Here is a 22,373-nt window from a genome sequence, read left to right as displayed (position 1 = left end):
GGGATGCGCCGTCACCCGCCATTCAGCGATTTTAGCAGATCGTCGATCGACGAGGGATCGAACTTGAGCTTTGGCGGGGGCGGCACTGAGGGTGGCACGTTATTTGCGGCCGGTGGCGCCCGTTCTGCTTTCTGCGCTTGCTCCGCCGCGGCCTTGCGTTCGGCGTCGAGCTTTGCCTTCTCTTCCGAGGCGATCCGCAACGCCTCTTCCGCCCTCTGGCGTTGCTGTTCTTCGGCCTGCGCTGCTTCCTCGGCAGCCTGTTGCGCCGCCTCGGCTTTGGCTTCGGCATCCGCTTTGGCCTTTGCAGCCGCCTCGGCTTTCGCCCTGGCCTCGGCTTCGGCCTTCGCCGCTGCATCCGCTTTCGCCTTGGCTACAGCCTGCGCCCTGGCCTCCGCTTCGGCTTGGGCCTGCGCCTCAGCTTCGGCCTTTGCCTTGGCGTCCGCTTCAGCCTTCGCCTTGGCTTCAGCCTGCGCCCTCGCCTCCGCTTCGGCTTGGGCCTGAGCCTCGGCTTCGGCCTGTGCCTTAGCGTCCGCTTCAGCCTTCGCCTTGGCTTCAGCCTGCGCCCTCGCCTCCGCTTCGGCTTGGGCCTGCGCCTCAGCTTCGGCCTTTGCCTTGGCGTCGGCCTCGGCCTTCAGCCGCGCTGCTTCCTGTTGCCTGCGCAGTTCCTCCGCCGCTCTTTCACGCTCGGTTTGCAGGGCAGCGTAGTAGCGCACCTCACGCCGCAGCCTTTGTTTCTCGAGCAGCGCGGCTTGCATGGCTTCGACCCGCTGCTGCTCCTTTTCCAGCGCACGCTGGGTCAGGAACTGTGCCAGTGGCTCGCTGTCGAACTGCCGTTTGATGGCGCCGAACGGACCGTCGACGCTGAAATTCAAAATTGGTTCGGAGCCGACCAACGCCTCGTCGCCGGGTCGGTAGGCGATCTCGCCCTTGGCATCGACGGTGCTGGTATTCAGATCGGCGGTGATGTCGGCGGACAGCGTCGCGCCCGGGCTTTCGAATTTGACCGGTGGCGCCCTCAGCGTGCCGCCGGCGATGGTGAAGGCAATATCGGTGTCCTGCGCCGGAAAACTTCCCGCCGCGGCGATCTGCGGCACGAAGCCGGCAGTCTTCGACGCGTCGATATCGCGCCCTATCGCGTCGGCCTTGGCGATGAATGCGCCAAAGGCATCGGGATTGAAGCCGGCAATAGTCATGCCCTTCAGCGTCGCCGTGCCGGAACCGGACAGCGCCGCGACCGTCGCGTCGACCGATTTGCCGCTGGTCGAAAGCGCCGTCGAGAAATCGCCGCTTCCGCTGAAACCGGCCTCCGGCAGCACGGCTGCCAGATCGGAGCCGGCGAGTTTCATCTGACCGGAGAAAAGCCCGGTGCCGTCATTGTTCTTGAGCTCGAACAGGCCACTCAACTCGCCGCCGAGGAATTTTGCCTTGAGGTCGGAAACACGGATGCCCTCCTGGTCGAGCTGCAGCGAAAGCGCAGCGTCATAGGCGGTGGCAAGCGGGCCGGCGGCAAGCGACGCCGCCGTCAGATCGAGATCGGCGGTAAATGGCAAACTGGATTTCTGGCTGAACGGTGCCGTCGGCCAGGCCCCGTCATTGACGAGGAAGGCCTGGTCGCCGAACAGCATCACCGCCATCGGATCGAGGTCCAGCTCGTCCAGCGACAGCGCGCCGGCAAGATGCGGCAGCCCCTCCTTGACGTCGATATTTACGTCACCGGAAACCGCCGCTTCGTTGACGGCGCCGTTGAGGCCGCTCAGCACCAAAAGACCATTGCCGTAGTCGGCATCGGCAGCAAGCGACGTCGACATGCCGGTCCCCATGCCAGGCAGGCCGACGCCGGTCGTCATCAGCCATGGCTCGATGTCGGCCGTTTCCAGGCTGACCTTGCCCTTGGCGGCCGCGCCCTGAGGCGTGTCGGCAACTGTCCCGTCGAAACCAGCTTTGAAGTCGTTGCCGGCCAGGCTGAAGCGTGTCGCCAGGCCGCCGCCAAGTGTGCCTTTGGCCGAGACGTCGGTGGTCGCCTCGCCGAGCATGCCGAGTGGCAGCGCCGGCAACCCGTAAAGCGCCAGAAGTGCGGTGGCGTCGGCGTTCCGGGCATTGAAGGTCAACGTCACCGGCGCTTCGAGGGGCCGGTCGAGCGCCCCTTTGCCGGACAGCGACGCCGAAAAGGCCGAACCACCGGCCCTGCCCTGTGCGCTCATTGCCAGTCCCGTCGTACCGTCGCCATTGTCTGCGGCACTCGTGACGGCGTCGATACGCGCATCCTGGAACAGCTCCGGATAGGCAGCGGCCCGCGCCGCCAACCCGTTCAGCACCGCATTGTCCGGATAATGCCGGACGGCGACGTCGATCAGCGGCTTGAGGTCGACGGCGACCACCGAGGCGTCGAGCTTCCCGGTCGGGCTCGCCGGGAAGTCCTTGATCCGGCCGGTGGCGCTGATAGAGGCGCCGGCAAGTCCGCCGACCGACAGGCGGTCGATCTCAAGCAGCCCGTCGCGCAATCTAAGCGCGGTGTCGACGCTATCGGCGGTCAACCCACCTGCGCTGACCGGCCCGGCCTTGATCTGGAAATCGAGGTCGCGGTCGGAAAAGCGGTTGGCTCCCTTGTCGCTGACGAAGATCGAGGCGAAGGCGGCGAGTCCATCGACGTCGAGTTCGCCACCTTCCAGTTGCATCAGCACCGATGGCCTTGTGTCTTCGGGCTGGGTGGAATCGATGCGGCCGGAGAACTTCGCCTTGCCGAGGATGAGTTCGAGATCGCTGAAGGCCTGGTGCTTTTCACTCAAATCTACTTTTGCCTTGAAGCCGGCGGCCGGCAAGCGGCGGATCGCCTCGTCGACGTCCTTCGACAGCCAGGCGGCAAAGCCGGAGGGCTGCGCCACAGCCAGAAGCAGCGATCCGGTGAATCCAAAATGATCCTCGACGCTGACCATGCCATTGGCTTCCAGCTTGGCGCGGCCGGGCAGCGTGGCGGCCAGCGATTTCACCGCCCAGCCGCCCTCGGCCGGTTCGGCGGACAGATGCACGTCGCGAACCGTCGTGTCGCCTGCCACCACCGCCGGCAGTCTCACCTCGACCGTGCCCGGTATGGTCGGCTTCGGCAGATCGAGCAGCGCCTGCTCCAGCGCCGCCACCCGCTCGGACAGCGTCAATCCGGCACCGGCCGCCGCCCCCACGGCCTCGTCGAACTGCACCCGTGCGCCATTGGCCTTGATCGAGAAATGCGGCTTCAGCCCAAGGTCGACCGCAGCCTTGCCATCGGCGGTGTAGGGATTGTCGAGCGGTCCGGTCTCGAAGCGGAATTCGTCGACGCCGAGCTCCTGGTGGTCGAGCGAAAACTTGCCGTTCAGCCTGAACCCCGGATCCGGCTTGCCGGCGCTGACTTTCACTGCCTCGCCGTCGGTGCCGCGCAACTGCGCTACAGTCTGGTCTGCGCCCGATATCTTGAACTGGCCCGAATAGACCGCGGCGCCCTCGACGAGGCCCACATTGCCGTCAGTCTCGATGACCAGCGGATAGTCATCCGGACCGGCTTTGAGCCTGAGCCGCATTTGCCCGTCCGGTTCGGCCTTGCCGGTGGAAGCGGCGATCGTGGTCCGCAACCCGTCCAGCAACAGGGAGCCGTCCATCCGCCAGGGGCCGCCCAGCGACTTGGCCGAGATCGTCGAGTTGATCTCGGAAATAAGATGGCTACGGCCGCCGGCGGCGTGGCTGAGCGCGATCTGTCCTTCCGTCACCGTCAGCTTCTCGATGGAGATCTGGCCGGGATCGAACGGCGAGGACGGCCGTATCGTCCAGTCGACCGTGCCGTTGGCGGCGATGTCGATCGTCGCCTTCGGCCGCACCAGGCGCATGTCGAAGATCAGCACCTCGCCGCGCAGGAATGGCGCGAGTTCTGCATCCATCGAAAAGGTTTCGACGGTCATCGCCGGCTGGCCGTTGGGGCCACCGGCGACGGCGACGTTGGAAAAGGTCACCGAGGGAAACGGCAGCAGCCTTGCCGTTGCATCGCCTCGCACGGTCACCTTGCGGCCAAGAACGGCGCTCGCCTCGCGTTCGAAATCGGCGCGATAACCCGTCCAGTCGACAAAGTACGGCACCACCAGCGCCGCACACAGCACCAGCACGAGAAGCCCACCGAAGATCACGAACAGGCGTGCGAGCATGAACTCCGAAGCGGTTGATTGAAAATCAGCCGCACTCTACCCGCATCAGCGTGTCGATAAAGAGGCAATTCCCGCCAGACAGGCGTCCAGGGCAAAAGAAGGCGGCCAAGAAAACTCAGCGCGCGTCGCGCTTTGCCTGCGCCAACTTTGCCGCCTGCCGCTGCCGGCCGAGTTCCATCGGCCGGATCAGATTCTCGGGCCGCCGGCTCACGATCGCGCGCACGCCTTTGTGCGCGGTGCGCGTGTTGAACTCGGGACCGTCTGCCGCAGCGCCCTGCTTCATGGACAGCGCCTTGCGTGCATTCTCGACCAGCGAAACACGCGCTGCCAACTGGCGGCGGCGTTCGGCCTCGCCATTGAGCCGCCGCATGGTCATCGCCAGAACCGCCAGCTTCAACTGCGAACCTTCATCGGCCTTCGAGGCGCCGGCGCCCTTTGGCGCACCCTTGCCGCGCATTTCGCGGCGGCGGCGATGCGCCTCGGTCTGGGCCTTGTCGCGCCGCTCCCTTAGGAGCTTGACCAGGCTGGCGAGTTCGGCGTCGGCAAGATGCTGCACTGCTGGATGGTGCGACTTCTCGACGAGAGCATGTTCGTCGGCGCTCAGCGCCCGAGCCTCTTCCTTGCGTGAAATCGCCATGACACCATTCCTCCGTCTGTGACGCCTGCCTGCCTCTCAGGTCCTTGGAGTCTCGATCCAAATGGTGGTGCGGTCAAGCCAGGGACCATCTGGATCTTCTTCCACTATTCGGCCGGCAATATCTTGCCCGGGTTCATGATATTCAGCGGGTCGAGCGCCTGCTTGATCGTGCGCATGATGTCGACGCCATGACCGAGCTCATGCCGCAGGAAGCCGATCTTGCCCTGCCCTATGCCATGCTCACCAGTGCAGGTGCCGTCCATGGCGATGGCGCGCATATTGAGCCGCGCCACGAATTTTTCCGCCAATGCGATCTCCTTCGGGTCGTCCACGTCCATCAGCACCAATACATGGAAATTGCCGTCGCCGGCATGGCCGACGATCGGTGCGATCAGGCCCATCTCGGCGATATCCGCCTCGGTCTCGGTGACACATTCGGCAAAGCGCGAGATCGGCACGCAGACATCGGTCGACAGGCCCTTGGCGCCCGGCCGCAGCGTCAGCGATGACCAGTAGGCATCGTGCCTGGCTTTCCACAATTTTGTCCGCTCTTCGGCGATGCTGGTCCACAGGAACGGGCCGCCGCCATTTTCCTCGGCGATCATGCCGAAAGTCTCGGCCTGTTCGGCGACGCTGGCATCGCTGCCGTGGAACTCGACGAACAGGCAGGGGCTCTCCGGATAGTCGAGCTTCGAATAGGTCTTCATCGCTCGCATCTGCAGCGCATTGACCAATTCGATGCGCGCCACCGGAATGCCCATCTGGATGGTCGCGATCACCGCGTTGCAGGCCGCCTCGACGCTGGGAAACGGGCAGACGCCGCCCGAAATCGCCTGCGGAATGCCCTGCAGCTTCAAGGTCAGCTGGGTGATGATGCCAAGCGTACCTTCCGAGCCGATCAGCAGCCGCGTCAGATCATAGCCGGCCGAGCTTTTCTTGGCGCGCTTTCCGGTCGTAACCGCTTCGCCGTCGGCCATCACCGCCGTCAGTGACAGGACGTTGTCGCGCATCGTGCCGTAGCGCACGGCGTTGGTGCCCGACGCCCGTGTCGCCGCCATGCCGCCGAGCGAAGCGTTGGCGCCCGGGTCGATCGGAAAGAACAGGCCGGTGTCGCGCAGATGCCGGTTGAGGTCCTCGCGCGTCACGCCGGGCTCGACGGTGCAATCGAGGTCCTGCGGATTGACTGCAACGATACGGTTCATGCGTGACGTATCGAGCGAGATGCCGCCGCCCGGCGCATTGGTATGGCCTTCCAGCGAAGAGCCGACGCCAAAGGCGATCACCGGCACGCGATGTGCAGCGCACGCACGCACGATCTCCTGCACCTCCTCCGTCGTCTCGGCAAAGGCGACACCGTCCGGCGCCTGCGTCGGGATATAGGTCGTGGTGTGCGCGTGCTGGGCGCGGATCGCCTGGCCGATCTGGAATCGCTCGCCGAGCCGCTGCTTGAGGATGCCGAGCACGGCGGCAATGCCTTCCTCGTTGCGTTCGACCGGGTTGAGGTCGCTTAGGGCCATCGATTCCTCCGCGAATGGACCAGCGTCCACCCTTGTTCTGCATCTAGGGATGCGTAGTCTCACCAACCACGCTCTGTCCAGTCCACGCTCATCCCGGCATGACGAGAAGGAAGTTTCCGATGCCCATCCCCGCCCCTTTCCTCTCTCGCGCCATGGAGATCGAGAAGGCCTGGATCGATTACAACGGCCATCTCAACATGGCCTATTACAACGTGCTTTTCGATCGTTGCTCCGACGAAGCCTTCGAGATGATGGGGATGGGGATGGACTATGTAAGGGAACGGCGGCTGACCATCTACACCGCGGAAGTCCATGTCTGCTACGTCCAGGAGCTGCATCTCGACCACAAGGTCACGGTCTCGTTCCAACTCCTCGACCATGACGACAAGCGGCTGAGGGCCTATCAGGAAATCCGCCATGTCGACGGCTGGCTTGCCGCCACGTCTGAAACGCTGTCGCTGCATGTCGACATGGCTGGCCCGAAGGTGGCGCCCTTCCCCGCCGACGTCCTTGCCAGAGTGGAAGCGATGCGCGCCGCCCATGCCGCCCTGCCGATGCCGGAGCGCGCCGGCCGCTCGATCGGTATTCGTCGTAAGCCGGCTTGAACCGCAACCCAACCGCCGTTAACCTTACCGAGGTTTTAACGTGAACAAGCCGAATTGAGACGTTGAACGACTCAGCGCGGCGTTGGAAAACCATCCGCATCGAATTGCGATACGGGCGGCGGAGCAGCAGCGGTTCGGGGAACGTGCATGAAAACCGACATCAAGGTCGAGGCGGACAGGCTGGCGGCTGACCCACGCATCACCGACTATGATTTCTGGCGCTCGCTGAAGAACCTCAACAACGAGATCTTCCACATTGCCAACAACAACGAGCCTATTCCCTTCGCCATGATCCGCTGGCGCGCCATCCTGAAGCAGGCGCGGATGAAACGCGGCCACGCCTGAAACTGTTATGATAACACCGAGCTTGCGGCACAAGAAGACAGCGTTGCTTACGACAACGAATGGTCGCCAGGCAGCAAGCCACCGAATTCCGGCATCTATCGTTGCAAGAATTGCGGTGACGAAATTGCGGCGAACAAAGAAAACGGCCAATCAAGGCGATGGATTGGCAGCTGTTTCAGCAGCCAACTACAAACAGACAATCCCTGATCCTCTAAGATTTTAGTCTTCAGGCCCGGTAAATCCACTGTTCCGGCACGCGCACCGAAATCTCCTCGCCGGCCGTGATCGTGCCGGGCTTCTCGACCCAGGCGACGAGGCCGCGCAAACGCTTCGCCGCTTTCGCGAACAGCAGCGCGCCGGCCTCGTGATCGGCCATCCCGGCATTTTCGGCGACCGATCGCCCGGCGATGCGGCAAGGCCCGTTCTGCGCGTCGATCTTGACAGTCGCGCCGCCTTTGAAGAACAGCAGCGCGCCGGACGGCAGCATCGAGAGGTGCGGCAGGCCTTCGATTAGGAGATTGGCGCCGATCCATTCCGGCTTGATCTCGGCGATGCCCATCCGTTCGGCGACGGTGGTCAGTTCGTCCGCCGCCACGATCGACAATTGCCGCTCGTTGCGCATCTCGGTGCCACGCGGATACCAGGGTTCCCGTCCGCCGGAGCGCCGCGTCGTGCCGGCGTGGAAATCGCCTTCAATGCCGTCGAAGCCAAGCTGCAAGGTGTCGATGGCTCGTGTCTCGAAATGATCGAACGGCGCGAGATAAAGCGCGGCCACCTTGGCGGTGAGCTTTCGCGCCGGCACGATCTCGACCGGATTTTCGGCCTCGGGGAAAAGATCCGGCATGGGTTCGTTCCTCGCGTGATACGCGCAATTAGCCGCGGTCAGCTCATCGGGTCCAGTCGAAAGCGCTGATGCTCCGATCAAGCGGACTGATGTGACTATGCCCGGCGGGGTCCCGATGCTGGTTCCGTTCGCGCCGAAATGGTCAGAGCATGCGCAATAGCGCGCCGCCGATCGAGTAGCCGGCGCCGAAGGCGCAGAGCAGGCCGTAGTCGCCGGCCTTCATATCGGCATGGTTCTCCGACAAGGCGATGATGGCACCGGCGGCGGCAGTATTACCGAGGCGCTCCAGCACCATCGGCGCGCGGTCATGGTCGACGTCATGGCCGAACGACAATTTCAGGATCATGGCATTCATCCGCGCATTCGCCTGATGCAGCCAAAAGCGCCGGATCGCTTGCGGTGTCAGCCCGTGTTCGGCCAGGAATTCGACGATGAACTTGTGGCCGGCGACGGTGACTTCCTTGAACACCTTGTTGCCGATCTGCTTGATCAGATTGCCTTCCAGATCGATCATGTACGGATCGTCCTGGGTGGCGCGGGTATAGTAACCGAGATTGGTGCGGATGCTGTTCGACATCTGCGTCCAGGCACGCGTGTCGAGCACCTCGAAACGCCCCGACCGCTTCTCGCCCTGGGCGAGCCCTTCGACGATCATCGACACGGACGCGTCGCCGAAGATGAAATGCGTCTGCCGGTCGCGAAAATTGAGGTGGCCCGTGATGATCTCCGGCGTCGTCACCAGTACGCGTTTATGCGCCCCTGCCCGCACCAGATTGACCGCAATGTGCAATGCGGCCGCCGCCGAAGAGCAGCCAAGCCCCATGTCGAAGCCGGCGCCTCTCGTGCCCAGCGCCTGCTGCATTTCGATGGCGATAGCCGGATAGGGCCGCTGATGGTGCGAGGCCGAGCAGATCACCAGGTCGATGTCCCCAGGCTTCAGCCCGGCATGATCGAGCGCCTTGCTGGCCGAGGCGATGCCGAACTCGGCCTCCAGCGACAGCGCATCGTCGGGCCGCGCCGGGAAGCGCGGCGCCATGCGGGTCGGGTCGAGGATGCCTTCCCGTTCGATGACATGGCGGGTCTGGACGCCCGAGGCGTGGACGATGAAGGCACTGTCCGATTTCTGCAGCAGCGGCTCGCCCGAGACCTCGCGCCGGACGTTCTCCATGTCCACCCAAGTGTTGAAGCTGGCGACGAGCTCCTCATTGGTGATCGACGCTTCGGGGATTTCAACGCCGATGCCGCTGATGATGACGCGATGCATTTCCAGTTCGTCCCGTGCGCAGGCGTTGCGGCTTCATGTCGACGCCGCAAAAGCTCGGCGCAACCTCTTTTTGCACCTAGCCAGTTTATGCCGGCTTAAATCAAGTCCCTGGAACGGGTCTTTACCAGGCGCAGAGCTTGGTATTGGTCTGCGGGTTGTTCCAGCAGGCACCGTCATCATTGCTGCGCACGAATTGCCCGGGCAGCGGCACGTTGCGGCGGCCGAGATTGACATAGCCGTAGGCAAAACCCGGTCCGTCGATCTCCAGGACGTAAGTCGGATAGCCCGGCGCCGAGATGCGAAAGCTGCCGGCATCGTCCAGCGCCCGATAGCTGCAGGAGAAATAGCCGTCGTCGCTGGTGAAGCAGCGCGCTCGCTTGGCCTGCGCCGATATCGAGAAGGCGAGCACCGCGGCCGCACAAATGCTGCCGCCAAAAATGAGCGTTTTCAGTGTCATCATCCACCCCCCATGGCCCATGAGGGCCGTTATCCCTGCCCCAGCGAGATGCGCATGACGGCGAAAGCCGGTCAAGCATCCGCCATGCACTGTTTTTGGGTGTAGCTAAGAGTTTCTAATTAGAACGCCGCGCCACGATGAAGACACGGGGAAAGCGCAGCAACACCTTGCCGCTTGCCGTTTTCGGATAGGCTTCGGCGATCCTGGCCGTGTAGCGCTTCAGGAAAAGCTGCCGCTCGTCTTCGTCGAGCGGATCGAGGAACGGCTTCAGCCCCGTCGACTTCACCCATTCGACGATCGCCTCGGCATCGGCCAGCGGATGGTTGTAGATCGTGTGCCAGATATCGAGCCGATCCGAGAATGGCGACAAAAGGTCGTAATAGAACGCGACAGGCGGCAGCGGCGCGCGGGCCGCACGCTCGAACTTTTCAGTGAACGGCATCTCGGCCGCGGTCTCCCGCATCAGCCGGTGCGAAGGCTCGCCCATATTGTCCGGCATCTGCACGGCAAGCGCGCCGCCGGGCGCCAAAAATCCTATCAGCCGCTGGAAGACAGCCGGATGCTCCGGTAGCCACTGAAACACTGCATTGGCGAAGATCACGTCGACCGGTTCGGCCGGCTGCCACGTCGCCGCGTCCGCCAAGGCAAAGGTGACGCCGGGCAGGCGCGCCTTCGCCTTCTCGATCATGTCGGGCGAGGTATCGAAGCCGCTGATCTGTGCCTGCGGCCAGCGCTCGACCAGCAATTCGGTCGAATTGCCCGGCCCACAGCCAATGTCCACCACCCGGCGCGGTTCCGGCACTGGCACCTGCGCTAGGAGGTCGCGCGCCGGCCGCGTGCGCTCATCCTCGAATTTCAGGTAGAGTGCGGCGGACCAGTCGGGTTTTGCCTTTGCCGCTATGCTGTTATTCATCGATAGATCTCGCGACGGTTGCCTATCTCCACGATCAGCACGACGAGCCGGCTGTCCTGAAACTGGGCAATGATTCTGTAGTCGCCGACGCGAAACCGCCAAGCTTCCTTGGTCCCAGTCAGCCGTTTGGCGAGTGCTCTTGGATTGGGGTGCGCAGAAACTCTTTGATACAGGAATTCTAGGACACGGCGCTGGTCCTTCGGTGAAAGCCCTTCAATGTCTTTTTCGGCTCGCCGCGTAAACTCGACCTACCAACTCATTCAGCGGCAGGTTTCTTGTGCCGCTCCTCGACTTCGCGAAGTTCAAGCTTCCGGATCACCTCTTCCAACGGAATGCGTACGCCGTCGTCATCCCTCAGGCGTTCCTCCGCAATCCTGGCATCCCGCCAATCCTCAATGGTTTCGAGGATCGCTTCAACTGCGACCTGATCGATCGTACGGCCGCTGGCCTTGGCAATATCGGCCAGCAGCTTCTCGGCTTTTTGCGGTAATTTGACCGTGATCATGGGCAACTCCATCCGATCAATTTAGGCCAAACGACGATCGCCCGCAACGGATCGAGACTCTACCTCGTCAGCCGCTTATACGTCATCCTGTGCGGATTGACCGCATCGGGCCCAAGCCGGCGGATCTTGTCCTGCTCGTAATCCTCGAAATTGCCTTCGAACCATTCGACATGGCTGTCACCTTCGAAGGCGAGGATGTGCGTCGCCAGGCGATCGAGGAACATGCGATCGTGCGAGATGATGACGGCGCAGCCGGCGAAGCTCTCGAGCGCGTCTTCAAGTGCCGCAAGTGTTTCGGTATCGAGATCGTTGGTCGGCTCGTCGAGCAGCAGCACATTGCCGCCGGTCTTCAGCATCTTTGCCAGATGCACGCGGTTGCGCTGTCCGCCGGACAGGTTGCCGACCTTCTGCTGCTGATCGCCGCCGCGGAAATTGAACGACGCGCAATAGGCGCGGGTGTTGGCTTCGAACTTGCCGAGCTTGACCACTTCGGCGCCGCCCGAGATCTCTTCCCAGACGGTCTTGGTCGGGTCGAGTGCGTCGCGGCTCTGGTCGACATAACCGAGCTTGACCGTCTCGCCGACGCGGATGGTGCCGGCATCGGGCTTCTCCTGGCCGGTGATCATGCGGAACAGCGTCGTCTTGCCGGCGCCGTTCGGGCCGATGACGCCGACGATGCCGCCGGGCGGCAGCTTGAATTCGAGATCGTCAATCAAAAGCGTGTCGCCAAAGCCCTTCGACAGGTCCTCGACCTCGATCACCACATTGCCGAGCCGCTCGCCATGCGGAATGACGATCTGCGTATCGCTCGGACGCCGCTTGTCGGCCGCATCCAGCAGATCCTGGAACGCCTGGATACGGGCCTTCGACTTGGTCTGCCGGGCTTTCGGGCTGGACTGGATCCACTCGCGCTCGCGGCCGATCGCCCGCTGGCGCGCATCGTCCTCACGGCCTTCCTGCTTGAGCCGCTTGGCCTTGGCTTCGAGATATTTGGTGTAGTTGCCTTCGTACGGGATACCGCGGCCGCGATCGAGCTCGAGGATCCAGCCGGTGACATTGTCGAGGAAGTAGCGGTCGTGGGTGATGATCATCACCGCGCCCGGATAGGCGCGCAGATGCTTTTCCAGCCACGCCGTCGTCTCGGCGTCGAGATGGTTGGTCGGCTCGTCGAGCAGCAGAAGGTCGGGCTGGCGCAGCAAGAGCTGGCAGAGCGCGACGCGACGGCGTTCGCCGCCCGACAGCTTGGTGACATCGGCCTCCTTGGGCGGGCAGCCGAGTGCCTCCATCGCCATCTCGACCTGCTGCTCGAGATCCCACAGATTGAGCCGGTCCATCTCGTCTTGCAGCTTGGCCGACTCGTCCGCCGTCTCGTCGGAATAGTTCATCATCAATTCGTTGTAGCGCTCGATGATCGCGGTCTTGGCGGCAACGCCTTCCATGACGTTTTCGAACACATTCTTGTTCGGATCGAGCGCCGGCTCCTGCGCCAGGTAACCGACGGTCGCGCCTTCGGCCAGCCAGGCCTCGCCGCTCCACTCCTTGTCGATGCCGGCCATGATCTTGAGAATCGTCGACTTGCCGGCGCCGTTGGGGCCGAGGATGCCGATCTTGGCGTCCGGGTAGAAGGACAGATGAATGTTCTCGAGCACCTTCTTGGTGCCGTAGGCCTTGTTGAGGCCGGCCATGTGATAGATGAACTGGCGTGCCACGCGCGCTTTCCCTGAAAAGTCGACTGATGTCGGATTGAATGGAAGTTGGGGGCTATGTAAGCGATGCGGCCCCGAACGGCAAACAGTTTTGGTCCCAGGCGGAATTGGTCGCACCGCGAACGCTTAGCCACTTCATTTCGTGCCGGCGCCCGGGCGAAAGCTCCGGTTAACCATTCCGCGTCAAAACAGTGTTTGGATGGGAAATCGCTGGCAGCCGCGATTTCGGGGAGAGAGATCGGGCCGTGCTGAACAGTTTCCTGCTTTTTGCCGAAGCGGTTCTCTATTTCGGCATCATGGTCACGCTTTTCCGGTTCAGAGGCCGCATCGGCCTCGGCGTCTTTGTCTGCGCCCTTGGCGTTATGCATTTCCTGGAAACCTACCTCGCCAGCGTCTTCTACGTCGCGCTGCCGTTCGGCATGGTGTCGCCGGGTTCGGCTGTGCTGTTTTCCGGCAAGCTGGTCATGCTTCTCCTGCTCTACATCAAGGAGGACGCGGCAACCGTCCGCCAGCCCATCTACGGCCTGCTGCTCGGCAATGCCCTGATGATCGGGCTCGTGCTGATCCTGCGCCTGCACGACATCGCACCGCTGCCCGACGGCAAGCTTCCGGACATCGGCTTCATCGACGAGATGGGCTGGCTGATGGTGTGGGGCACGACGCTGCTGTTCGTCGACGCCATCCTGATCATCCTGCTCTATGAAAAGCTCGGCAAATATCTGCGCAAAGCGCTTTTCACGCGCATCCTGGTCTCCGTCGCGTGCGTGCTCACCTTCGACCAGGCAGGCTTTTTCACGGCGCTGCATTTCGTCACCGGGGCGCCGGTCGCGGTGTTCTTCGGCGGCTGGTTCGCCAAGGTGGCAGCGGCCTTGGTCTACAGCACCATGCTGGTCGCCTACATCAGATGGTTCGAGGCGCGGCAGGTGCCGGCGCCGCGCGGGCTTTCCGACATTTTCGACACGCTGACCTATCGCGAGCGCTATGAGGCGCTGATCGAGCACGTCGGTCGCGACGGCCTCACCGGCCTACTGCACAGGGGTCGCTTCGACAGCGATGGCGAGGCCTCCGTGGCAACCAGCCTACGGACCGCCAAGCCGCTCAGCCTGCTGATCATCGATGTCGACCACTTCAAATCGATCAATGACCGCTTCGGCCACGCCGAGGGCGACAAGGTGCTGAAAGCCCTGGCGATTTTGCTTGGCGAACTTGTCGGGACCGAAGATCAATTGTTCAGGATCGGCGGTGAGGAATTCGCCATCCTCTGCTGGCGTCCACAGCCGCTCGCCAGACTGCTGGGCGAAACCGTCAGGCAAGCGGTCAAGACGTCTGCGAGCACCAGCCGGTTCGACATCACCGTCAGCGCCGGCATCTCGACGGTCAGCGAGACGACGCGTTGCCTTGCCGATCTCTTTGCGCTGGCCGACCAGCGTCTCTACAAGGCCAAATCGACCGGACGCGATCGCGTTGTCGGCGAACCGGGTGGCAACGAAGCAGACGGGCGCAACACATGGAACAGGCCGGAGCGCAGCGCCGGCGCGTAACGCTCACTCTGGTCTCGGATTGGCGCAATCAGGATTGTTTGCGCCGCTGCCATGCGCCGATCGCAACCGAAACCGCCATCAACCCGATCGCCAGCCATTTCATTGCCGCGATGACCGGGCCGGCATCGATGTCGTAGGCGATGAACAGAAGAATGCCCGGCACCAGCAGGCCGCAAAGCACGAGCGTGATCCGGTTGATCTGCCATGACACTTTTGCCGCAAGCATCTGGTCGCCGGGCACGGCGACAAGCGCGGCCCGCATTGCCTTCGGCGCGACCAGCGCGGTCGAGAGACGCAGCGAAATCGGCAAGCCGATGCCGATGATCAGCAAGGCGCATGCCGCCAGGAGCAGCGAAAACTTGAGCGCACTGGTTTCGGGTGGTACCGGGAACAGCAGCGTCGCCAGCGGCAGGAAGACACAGAAGATCCCGAGCGCGGCGATGGCGATGAAGATCGCCGCGTTGACCAGCGTGAACAATTGGTAGGTGCCGCCGCCGATCGGTTTGGCCAGCGTGGTCATGCGCGCCCACTCCACTTCGGTGTAGGAAAAGCCCGGCCATTCCATATGGCCGTCTCGGATCGCCGTCATGCCCCTGGCCCAGAACGCCAGCCGCGCCAGCGCCCCGTTCGTCATGCCACTCATCGCCACCCCCTACGAATGTGTGCCTTCAAGACCATACCACCCCCGGCGCAAGGCGACAGTCGCGTTCGGCCTGTTTACTGGAACCCGACGGCGTCGACGGTACCCTTCGGACAACCCACCTTGGCTGTCGGTGCCGAGGCAAGCAGCAGCGCACCGAGCGAAGAGTTCGAAGCGATCGGGCCGGCCAGGCCGAGCGTCAGCTCGTCGATCAGCCGCCTGCCGCTCGAAGGATCGACCACGCAGGATACGCGGACCCGCTCGCCCGCGCCTTTGCCGAAGGCGCTGTCGAAGGTGCTGCGGATCTGATCGGACGTCAGCTGCTTGCCGACGTTCCTGGTGAAGAGATCGCGCACCGGCGACGCGTTCACCGCTTGCATCAGGTTCAAAGCGTCGGAGAAATACTCCTGCTGGCTCTTGCCGTAGCAGGTGCCGTGCTTGATCCATTCATGCCTTTCGAGGGCGGATGCGGTGCCCGGCATCACCTGGTCGAGTTCCGATCGCGTATTCGGGTCCAGCGTGACCGGCGGCAAATCCCGCCAATGTGCCGGATCGTCGTTCGCCTTGTCGCTTGCCGCGACCTGGCAATAGAAATTTCCATTCGGTTGCGGCCACAGCCCATGCAAGGTGAAGTGGGTCGCGTCGAAACCGGCGGCGGTCTGCGCCCGGCATTCGGTCTTGCTGGATTTGGTCTCACAGAAAGCCGGCTGCCAGCTCAGCGCGAAGACATATTCCGGCTTTCCGGACGCCGATGGCTTGTTCGGCTCGGCAGGCGCCGGTGCAGCCGGTATCGTCGACGCGCTGCCGCCCGAAACGTGACCGCAGCTGATCTTAACCCAGCGGCGCTCCGGATCAGCGCCCGGAACGCGGATGAGATAGTGCGTGGGCGCGTCCTTGTTGCCGGCCAGCAGATCGTAACTCTGGCCAGCCGCGGTCGAGACGTTGCCGGGATTCTTGCCGCTCTTGATCGCCTGCGTTGCCGGACAGGCGGCATCGGCGACGAAAGAGCCGGTCATCTTCACATCGGCCCGCGCCGCGCTTGCGCCAGCAAACGCAAGAAACACCGCCCCCCACATCGCCCAAATCCGCATTCCGGCACTCCTCGTGATTCACGCCGCAAGCTAGAAACTTGCGACATGTCAGAATTACGATTTCTTTCGTCGGCCGTAAAAACAATCGCCAGCGCATTGAGACGGTTCCCGTGTGGTCGATCAGGATCCGCCCGCCTCCACCCGTTCTGTCAAGGTGCGCAGCAGATCAAGCGAGGCTTTTAGCGCGTCGGCGTCCATACCCTCCGAAACGCGGTTCGCCCAAACATGCTGGCGTGTGCCGATATTCTTGACCGCTGCCCGGCCGGCATCGGTTATCGACAACAGCTTGGCGCGGCGATGCGCTGGGTTGTCGGCATAGGCGGCAAGCCCCTCCGCAGCCAGTATGTCGGCCAGCCGCTGTACGCTCTGACGGGCGAGACCCATGTCGCGGGCGACGTCGGCCACGGATTTCGGCTCCTTCAAAACCGCACCCAAAACCTGCCAGCGCGCTGCCGTCAGCCCGGTTGGAGCGGCCAGCCGGTCGGCCGCATCCAGAAAACTGCCGTTCATCCTGAACACGGCAAGCACGAGTTCCGTGAACACATTTGCCGCTTCGGTCCTGGTCGTCATTTCTGGCCGGCCTCGATGGTCGCGACGAAATTATTAACGGCTTCGGCTACGACCTCGGGCTTGTCAAGCATCACCCAATGGCCGCTGCCCGCCACGATCTGGCGCGGAATGTCCGTGCGCAGCCGGTAGAGCGCGGCTGGAGTGTCACTGGCCTCGGTAGCCAATACGAACATAGGCCCGCGATACGCATTGAGTGCCGGCTCCGGGTTCCATTCGGCCAGTGCCTTGCCGACACCTGCCCTCGCCGCAGGATCGACCACTGCCACATCGGCCAGAACACGCTGGCGAACAGCCGCGTTAGGGCCGGCAATCGACGTGTAATAGGCGTTCAGGACATCGCGGCCTTGCGGACCGGCCAGATCGCGGACAAAGCCGTCGCGAATCGCCTGCGGCAGCGCACGAGGATTGGTCGCCGGGTCGACGAGCAAGACACCTGCGACCCGGTCGGCATGGCTGGCGGCATAAGCGAGCGCCACACCACCGCCGCCGCTGTGCGCGACAATGAGAAACCGCTTCAGGCCAAACGCGTCGGCCACGGCACCGACATCCATTGCACGGCCGTCATAGCCATAGTCACCGTCCTGCGCCGGCGCGGAGGCGCCATGGCCGCGAAAATCGAAGGCTACCGCCTCGCGGCCTTCGACGGAGAGCTGCATCACCCGGTCCCAGTGGGAAGCGCGGCTGCAATCTCCATGCAGGAACAGGATCGGCAGGCCATTGCCGGCGTTGATCCTATAAGTGGCAAGCTGGCCTTGCGGGCCTGGAACGGTGGACGTCATCATGGGTCATCTCCCTGGTTTCCTGACTGAACGCAGCAATCCCTGGCAACAGGGTGGCCGTCGTGAAGGCGAAGCCCGCCAGCAAGATTGCACGCCGCGAAATGGCCCCGGTGGTTTTCATAGTCATACCCCCAATCTGCTGGCCAATTGACAGTATGCTGTCATGTAATCATATTGACAGCATACTGTCAACTAGCGTCGAATGGGTACCCTACGTCTCTTGACGTCGATCGCTGCGTCGCCCAACAGTCGCCGACGGGAGCGAGACATGCCATTTGACAAGCAGAGGATGCTGGCATCGCCGACCGGCGCCGAGCTCAACCTTTATGTGAAACACGCCACAGGCCAGCCGCGCGCCATTGTCCAGATCAATCACGGGTTGGCCGAGCACGCGGCGCGCTATGCCCGCTTCGCCGATTTCCTCGGCGCGCGCGGCTACCAGGTCTACGCGCACGACCACCGTGGCCACGGCGTCACCAAGGCGCCCGACGCGCCACCTGGCAGGTTCGCCGATGCGGATGGAGGTGCCAAGGTCATCGCCGATGTCGCTGCCGTCCATGATCTGATCGCCAGGGAACAGCCCGGCCTGCCGGTCATCGCCTTCGGTCACTCCTTGGGCGCGTCGGTCGCTCTGAACTTTGTCCTCCGCAACTCGGCGCGCATCCATGCCGCCGCGATCTGGAACGGCAATTTCTCTGCCGGACTGCTCGGCCAAATCGCGCTGGGCATGCTTGCCTGGGAAAAGTTCCGGCTTGGCTCAGACGTGCCGTCGCGCATGCTGCCCCGGCTGACGTTCCGGGCTTGGGGCAAGGCAGTGCCCGATCGCCGGACGCCCTTCGACTGGCTGTCGCGCGATGCCGCCGAAGTCGAGAAATACATCGCCGACCCGCTCTGCGGCTGGGACGCATCGGTGTCGATGTGGCAGGACATCGTCAAGATGACGCTGCATTGCGGCCGCGACCGCAATTTTTCCGGCGTGCGGCGCGACCTGTTCGTCAATCTGGTCGGAGGCGAGCAGGATCCGGCCTCGGACGGCGGCAAGGCGGTCAGCCATCTCGCCGGCCGGATGCACATGCTGGGCTTTTCGAATCTCGTTTCAAAGGTTTACGCCGAAACCCGCCACGAGAGCCTGAACGAGGTCAATCGAGACATCATCATGGAGGATTTTGCCGCTTGGGCCGATCGCGTGCTGAGGGCGCCTTGATACTTGGCCCATTGCAAGGGCCGTGACAGCGGCACCCGGGATTGATAGTGGGATGTCGCCCAAAGCATGCCCTTGGGCTCGACCCGAGGGTGCGCAGCGGTTTTGGGATAACGACATGCACAAAAAACATCTAAGCCTGCGCTTTCGGCCAACCACGGTGATCCATGACTGAGCCTCCGCTCAAAGGCATCCGCGTCATCGAACTCGCACGCATCCTCGCCGGGCCATGGGCCGGGCAGCTGCTTGCTGACCTCGGCGCCGACGTGATCAAGGTCGAGAGCCCGGACGGCGGCGACGACACCCGCAAATGGGGACCGCCCTTCGTCATCGGCCATGATGGCGAGAACCTTTCGGCCGCTTATTACCATTCCTGCAACCGCGGCAAGCGCTCCATCGCCATCGACTTCTCGACGCCCGAGGGCGCCGAGACGGTGCGCCGGCTGGTCGCGACCTCGGAAGTGCTGATCGAAAACTTCAAGGTCGGCGGACTTAAGAAATACGGCCTCGACTATGACAGCCTGAGGAAAATCAACCCACGGCTGATCTATTGCTCGATCACCGGTTTTGGCCAGTCGGGACCGTATGCGCCGCGCGCCGGTTATGATTTCATCATCCAGGGCATGGCCGGCATGATGTCGATCACCGGCGAAGCCGGCCGCGAACCGCAGAAGGCGGGCGTGGCTATTTCAGATGTCTTCACCGGGCTTTATTCGGTCGTTGCCATCCAGGCGGCACTTCGCCACGCCGAGAAGACCGGCGAAGGCCAGCATATCGACATGGCGCTCTACGACACCCAGATCTCAACGCTCGGCAACCAGAACCTCAACTATCTCGTCTCCGGACAATCGCCGGTGCAGATGGGCAATGCGCATATGAACATCGCGCCCTACGAGGTGGTGCCGGTGAAAGATGGCCACATCATCCTGGCGGTCGGCAATGACGGCCAATTCGCAAAGTTTTGCGCTGCCGTCGGCCTCGATGAGCTGGCTTCGAACCCTGACTTCGCCACCAATCCCGCCCGCGTCGCCAACCGGGCAAAGCTGCGCGAGCACATGGTCGAGGCGCTGAAGGTCTTCGATCGCGACCCGCTGCTGGCCAGGCTGGAGACAGCCGGCGTGCCGGCCAGCCCGATCAACAATATCGGCCAGATGTTTGCCGACCCGCAGACCATCGCGCGCGGCATGCGGCTCGACCTCGATGACGGCCATGGCAATCTCTTGCCCTCGGTGCGCGCGCCGATGGTCATGTCCGGCACGCCGCTGGTCTATGAACGGCCGTCGCCGCGTCTCGGCGAACACACCGAAGAAATCCTTGCCGAACTGGAGAGGTCAGGAAAATGAAGACCGGCGGACAACTCATCGTCGATGCGCTCGAAGCCAACGGAACGGACCGTATCTATTGCGTGCCCGGCGAATCCTATCTGGCGGTGCTCGACGCGCTGCATGATTCGCCAATCCGCACCATCGTCTGCCGCCAGGAGGGCGGTGCCGCAATGATGGCCGACTGCCATGGCCGCCTGACCGGCAGGCCCGGCATCTGCTTCGTCACCCGCGGCCCAGGCGCCACCAATGCCTCGGCCGGCATCCACATCGCCATGCAGGATTCGGTCCCCCTCATCCTGTTCATCGGCCAGGTCGCCAGCCACGCCAAGGGGCGCGAGGCCTTCCAGGAGGTCGACTATGTCAGGTTCTTCGGCGATATCGCCAAATGGGTGGTCGAGATCGACGACGCCGCGCGCATCCCCGAATTCGTCACACGGGCATTTGCAGTGGCGACGTCCGGCCGCCCGGGCCCGGTCGTCATCTCGCTGCCCGAGGACATGCTGACCAGCCTTGCCGAGGCACCGGAAGCCCGGCATTACACCCCTGTCGAGACGCGGCCTGGCGAAGCCGAGCTCGACGCGCTGGACGAGCTGCTCAACAAGGCAAAGCGGCCGTTCGTCATCCTTGGCGGTACGCGCTGGGATGCGCAGGCCGTTGCACGGATGCGGACGATAGCCGAAGCCTGGTCGCTGCCGGTCGGCTGCTCTTTCCGCCGCCAGATGCTGTTCGACCATCTCCACGCGAACTATGCCGGCGATGTCGGCATCGGCATCAATCCCAAAGTGGCAACCGCCATCAAGCAGGCCGACCTTGTGCTGCTGATCGGCGGCCGCATGGGCGAGATGCCGTCATCCGACTACACGCTGCTGAAGAGCCCCTACCCCGACCAGACGCTGGTCCATATCCATGCCGACGCCGGCGAGCTCGGCCGCGTCTACCGGCCGGCGCTGGCGATCAATACCTCGCCTGCCGCTTTCGTCGAAGCCTTTGCCAAACGCAAGCCGGCCGCAACGCCGGTGTGGGCGGCGGAGGCAGCGAAGCTGCACACCGCCTATCTCGACTGGTCGACGCCTCCGGAGAGCGGCCCCGGCGCCGTGCAGATGGGGCCGATCATGAATTATCTCGAAACGATGCTGCCGGACGACGCCATCCTCACCAATGGCGCCGGCAACTACGCCACCTGGGTGCATCGCTACCATCGCTTCCGGCGTTTCGGCACGCAGGCAGCACCCACATCCGGCTCGATGGGCTACGGCACGCCGGCGGCGGTCGCCGCCAAACAGCTTTTCCCCGACCGCGACGTGATCGCCTTCGCCGGCGACGGCTGTTTCCTGATGAACGGGCAGGAATTCGCCACCGCCGTACAATACGGATTGCCGATCATCGTCATCGTAGTCAACAACGGCATTTATGGCACCATCCGCATGCATCAGGAGCGCGAATATCCCGGCCGTGTCGTCGCCACCGATCTGAAAAACCCCGACTTTGCTGCTTTGGCCCGTGCCTATGGCGGCCATGGCGAGACGGTGGAAAAGACCGCCGACTTCGCGGCGGCCTTCGAGCGCGCGCGTGCTAGCGGCAAGCCGTCGATCGTCGAGATCAGGCTCGACCCCGAAGCCATCACGCCGACCCGCACGATGACCCAGATTCGCGACAAGGCCTGACAAACAGGGTGGTTGCCCTGTTTTGTCGTCTTGATCTGCCTATTTGACCTTTTCGATCTGGCCGCGGATCTCGCCGTCGGCGTGGGCCGCGGTGTGGATGTTGACGTAATATTTGCCCGCCTCAAGATCGGTCGCCTGGGCATCGGTCAATGTCGCCGAACCCTTGATCGGGCTCTTCAGCTTGCCTTCGAACGGCACCACTGGATCGGCGTTTTGACCCTCTGCCGCCGGGCCGTGAATGTGCCCGGCCTTCGCCGGCCCGCTGAGGCCGGAATATCTCACCGTCCAGCTGAGTTTCTTGGTGGCGGTGTTGAATCTGAGCGTGGCGGTACCCTTGCCCTTCGTGGTGACGGGCGGGCTCTGCTGAGCACCATCGAGCGTCGCGGTCATCTTTACGGTTTCGGCCAGAGCCGGTGACACCGAGAAGATGGCGGCAGAAATGGCCAGCGCCGAAAGCATCGGCGTGAAGGACTGGATGCGCATGGAAACCTCCGTTGTGGCACCCTTGAGTTGGATGCATCGGCACAACGATTTTGCGAGCGGATGTTTCCGCGGGTAACGTTCATTTTACATCCCACCAAAAAGGGGCGGTCGCCCGCCCCT

The 22,373-nt window shown here is 63.2% G+C and carries 20 protein-coding genes and 1 pseudogene; 6 read left to right on the top strand and 15 right to left on the bottom strand.

The window, feature by feature from the left end:
- Positions 1-11 precede the first annotated feature (11 nt).
- The 3 genes from NKH01_RS00210 to NKH01_RS00200 form a co-directional block, all read right to left on the bottom strand.
- Positions 12-4,166, bottom strand: a complete 4,155-nt coding sequence (locus NKH01_RS00210; RefSeq protein WP_353018426.1) for an AsmA family protein — start codon at positions 4,164-4,166, stop codon at positions 12-14.
- 115 nt (positions 4,167-4,281) lie between these two features.
- Positions 4,282-4,803: a hypothetical protein gene (locus NKH01_RS00205; protein ID WP_353018425.1), complete on the bottom strand. Its 522-nt coding sequence runs from the start codon at positions 4,801-4,803 to the stop codon at positions 4,282-4,284.
- 104 nt (positions 4,804-4,907) lie between these two features.
- Entirely contained in the window at positions 4,908-6,320 is a 1,413-nt protein-coding gene (locus tag NKH01_RS00200; RefSeq protein ID WP_352844478.1) for an FAD-binding oxidoreductase, read from the bottom strand.
- A gap of 119 nt (positions 6,321-6,439) precedes the next feature.
- Here NKH01_RS00200 and NKH01_RS00195 point away from each other — a divergent pair, with 119 nt between their 5' ends.
- Positions 6,440-6,925, top strand: a complete 486-nt coding sequence (locus NKH01_RS00195; protein WP_352844479.1) for a thioesterase family protein — start codon at positions 6,440-6,442, stop codon at positions 6,923-6,925.
- 147 nt (positions 6,926-7,072) lie between these two features.
- Complete coding sequence (locus NKH01_RS00190; protein WP_023676715.1) at positions 7,073-7,270, top strand: hypothetical protein; 198 nt, start codon at positions 7,073-7,075, stop codon at positions 7,268-7,270.
- A gap of 226 nt (positions 7,271-7,496) precedes the next feature.
- Here NKH01_RS00190 and NKH01_RS00185 read toward each other — a convergent pair whose 3' ends face one another.
- The 7 genes and pseudogenes from NKH01_RS00185 to ettA all read right to left on the bottom strand — a co-directional run bounded on the left by NKH01_RS00185 (position 7,497) and on the right by ettA (position 12,962).
- Positions 7,497-8,114, bottom strand: a complete 618-nt coding sequence (locus NKH01_RS00185; RefSeq protein WP_023720829.1) for an MOSC domain-containing protein — start codon at positions 8,112-8,114, stop codon at positions 7,497-7,499.
- Between the two features lie 142 nt (positions 8,115-8,256).
- A complete protein-coding gene (locus tag NKH01_RS00180; RefSeq protein ID WP_352844480.1) occupies positions 8,257-9,378 on the bottom strand; it encodes a beta-ketoacyl-ACP synthase III in 1,122 nt (373 codons plus the stop codon).
- 121 nt (positions 9,379-9,499) lie between these two features.
- Complete coding sequence (locus tag NKH01_RS00175) at positions 9,500-9,835, bottom strand: hypothetical protein (RefSeq protein ID WP_023720831.1); 336 nt, start codon at positions 9,833-9,835, stop codon at positions 9,500-9,502.
- A 115-nt stretch (positions 9,836-9,950) separates the two neighbouring features.
- Entirely contained in the window at positions 9,951-10,748 is a 798-nt protein-coding gene (gene tam, locus NKH01_RS00170; protein ID WP_023720832.1) for a trans-aconitate 2-methyltransferase, read from the bottom strand.
- Positions 10,745-10,984: pseudogene (locus NKH01_RS00165) on the bottom strand (type II toxin-antitoxin system RelE family toxin); the annotation flags it as partial. The gene tam and the pseudogene NKH01_RS00165, both read right to left, overlap by 4 nt.
- Before the next feature lie 20 nt (positions 10,985-11,004).
- The gene (locus NKH01_RS00160; RefSeq protein WP_353018422.1) at positions 11,005-11,253 is read right to left on the bottom strand and encodes a DUF6290 family protein; all 249 of its coding nucleotides are present in this window, start codon (positions 11,251-11,253) and stop codon (positions 11,005-11,007) included.
- A 59-nt stretch (positions 11,254-11,312) separates the two neighbouring features.
- Positions 11,313-12,962 (bottom strand): energy-dependent translational throttle protein EttA, encoded by a 1,650-nt coding sequence (gene ettA / locus NKH01_RS00155; protein ID WP_023720834.1) that lies wholly within the window; start codon positions 12,960-12,962, stop codon positions 11,313-11,315.
- Between the two features lie 242 nt (positions 12,963-13,204).
- On the opposite strand from ettA, the gene NKH01_RS00150 reads away from it, so the two are divergent.
- Positions 13,205-14,500, top strand: coding sequence for a GGDEF domain-containing protein (locus NKH01_RS00150; protein WP_353003375.1), 1,296 nt, complete (start codon positions 13,205-13,207; stop codon positions 14,498-14,500).
- 28 nt (positions 14,501-14,528) lie between these two features.
- On the opposite strand, the gene NKH01_RS00145 is transcribed toward NKH01_RS00150, so the two are convergent.
- From NKH01_RS00145 to NKH01_RS00130, 4 genes are all read right to left on the bottom strand, one after another.
- Complete coding sequence (locus tag NKH01_RS00145) at positions 14,529-15,143, bottom strand: hypothetical protein (RefSeq protein WP_352482961.1); 615 nt, start codon at positions 15,141-15,143, stop codon at positions 14,529-14,531.
- A gap of 74 nt (positions 15,144-15,217) precedes the next feature.
- Positions 15,218-16,231 carry a ribonuclease T2 family protein gene (locus NKH01_RS00140; protein WP_353018420.1) on the bottom strand — a complete coding sequence of 338 codons (1,014 nt, stop codon included), beginning with the start codon at positions 16,229-16,231 and terminating at the stop codon, positions 15,218-15,220.
- Between the two features lie 120 nt (positions 16,232-16,351).
- Positions 16,352-16,801, bottom strand: a complete 450-nt coding sequence (locus NKH01_RS00135) for a MarR family winged helix-turn-helix transcriptional regulator (protein ID WP_352482959.1) — start codon at positions 16,799-16,801, stop codon at positions 16,352-16,354.
- On the bottom strand, positions 16,798-17,583 hold the full coding sequence (locus NKH01_RS00130; RefSeq protein WP_023720840.1) for an alpha/beta fold hydrolase: 786 nt from the start codon (positions 17,581-17,583) through the stop codon (positions 16,798-16,800). The genes NKH01_RS00135 and NKH01_RS00130 overlap by 4 nt, the downstream gene beginning before the upstream one ends.
- A 265-nt stretch (positions 17,584-17,848) precedes the next feature.
- On the opposite strand from NKH01_RS00130, the gene NKH01_RS00125 reads away from it, so the two are divergent.
- The 3 genes from NKH01_RS00125 (at position 17,849) to NKH01_RS00115 (ending at position 21,770) form a co-directional block, all read left to right on the top strand.
- Positions 17,849-18,784: an alpha/beta fold hydrolase gene (locus NKH01_RS00125; protein WP_352590000.1), complete on the top strand. Its 936-nt coding sequence runs from the start codon at positions 17,849-17,851 to the stop codon at positions 18,782-18,784.
- Between the two features lie 164 nt (positions 18,785-18,948).
- Positions 18,949-20,124, top strand: coding sequence for a CaiB/BaiF CoA transferase family protein (locus NKH01_RS00120; protein WP_352844486.1), 1,176 nt, complete (start codon positions 18,949-18,951; stop codon positions 20,122-20,124).
- The gene (locus NKH01_RS00115; protein WP_023720843.1) at positions 20,121-21,770 is read left to right on the top strand and encodes a thiamine pyrophosphate-binding protein; all 1,650 of its coding nucleotides are present in this window, start codon (positions 20,121-20,123) and stop codon (positions 21,768-21,770) included. The genes NKH01_RS00120 and NKH01_RS00115 overlap by 4 nt, the downstream gene beginning before the upstream one ends.
- A 39-nt stretch (positions 21,771-21,809) precedes the next feature.
- Here the strand turns inward: NKH01_RS00115 and NKH01_RS00110 are convergent, their stop codons facing one another.
- Positions 21,810-22,253, bottom strand: a complete 444-nt coding sequence (locus NKH01_RS00110) for a CHRD domain-containing protein (RefSeq protein ID WP_023720844.1) — start codon at positions 22,251-22,253, stop codon at positions 21,810-21,812.
- Positions 22,254-22,373 lie beyond the last annotated feature (120 nt).

The sequence above is a fragment of the Mesorhizobium sp. M1403 genome, assembly GCF_040317695.1.
In the GTDB taxonomy this organism is placed as follows: Bacteria; Pseudomonadota; Alphaproteobacteria; order Rhizobiales; family Rhizobiaceae; genus Mesorhizobium.
Note: the sequence above shows the minus strand (reverse complement) of the source record. Positions and strands in the feature narration are given on the sequence as shown.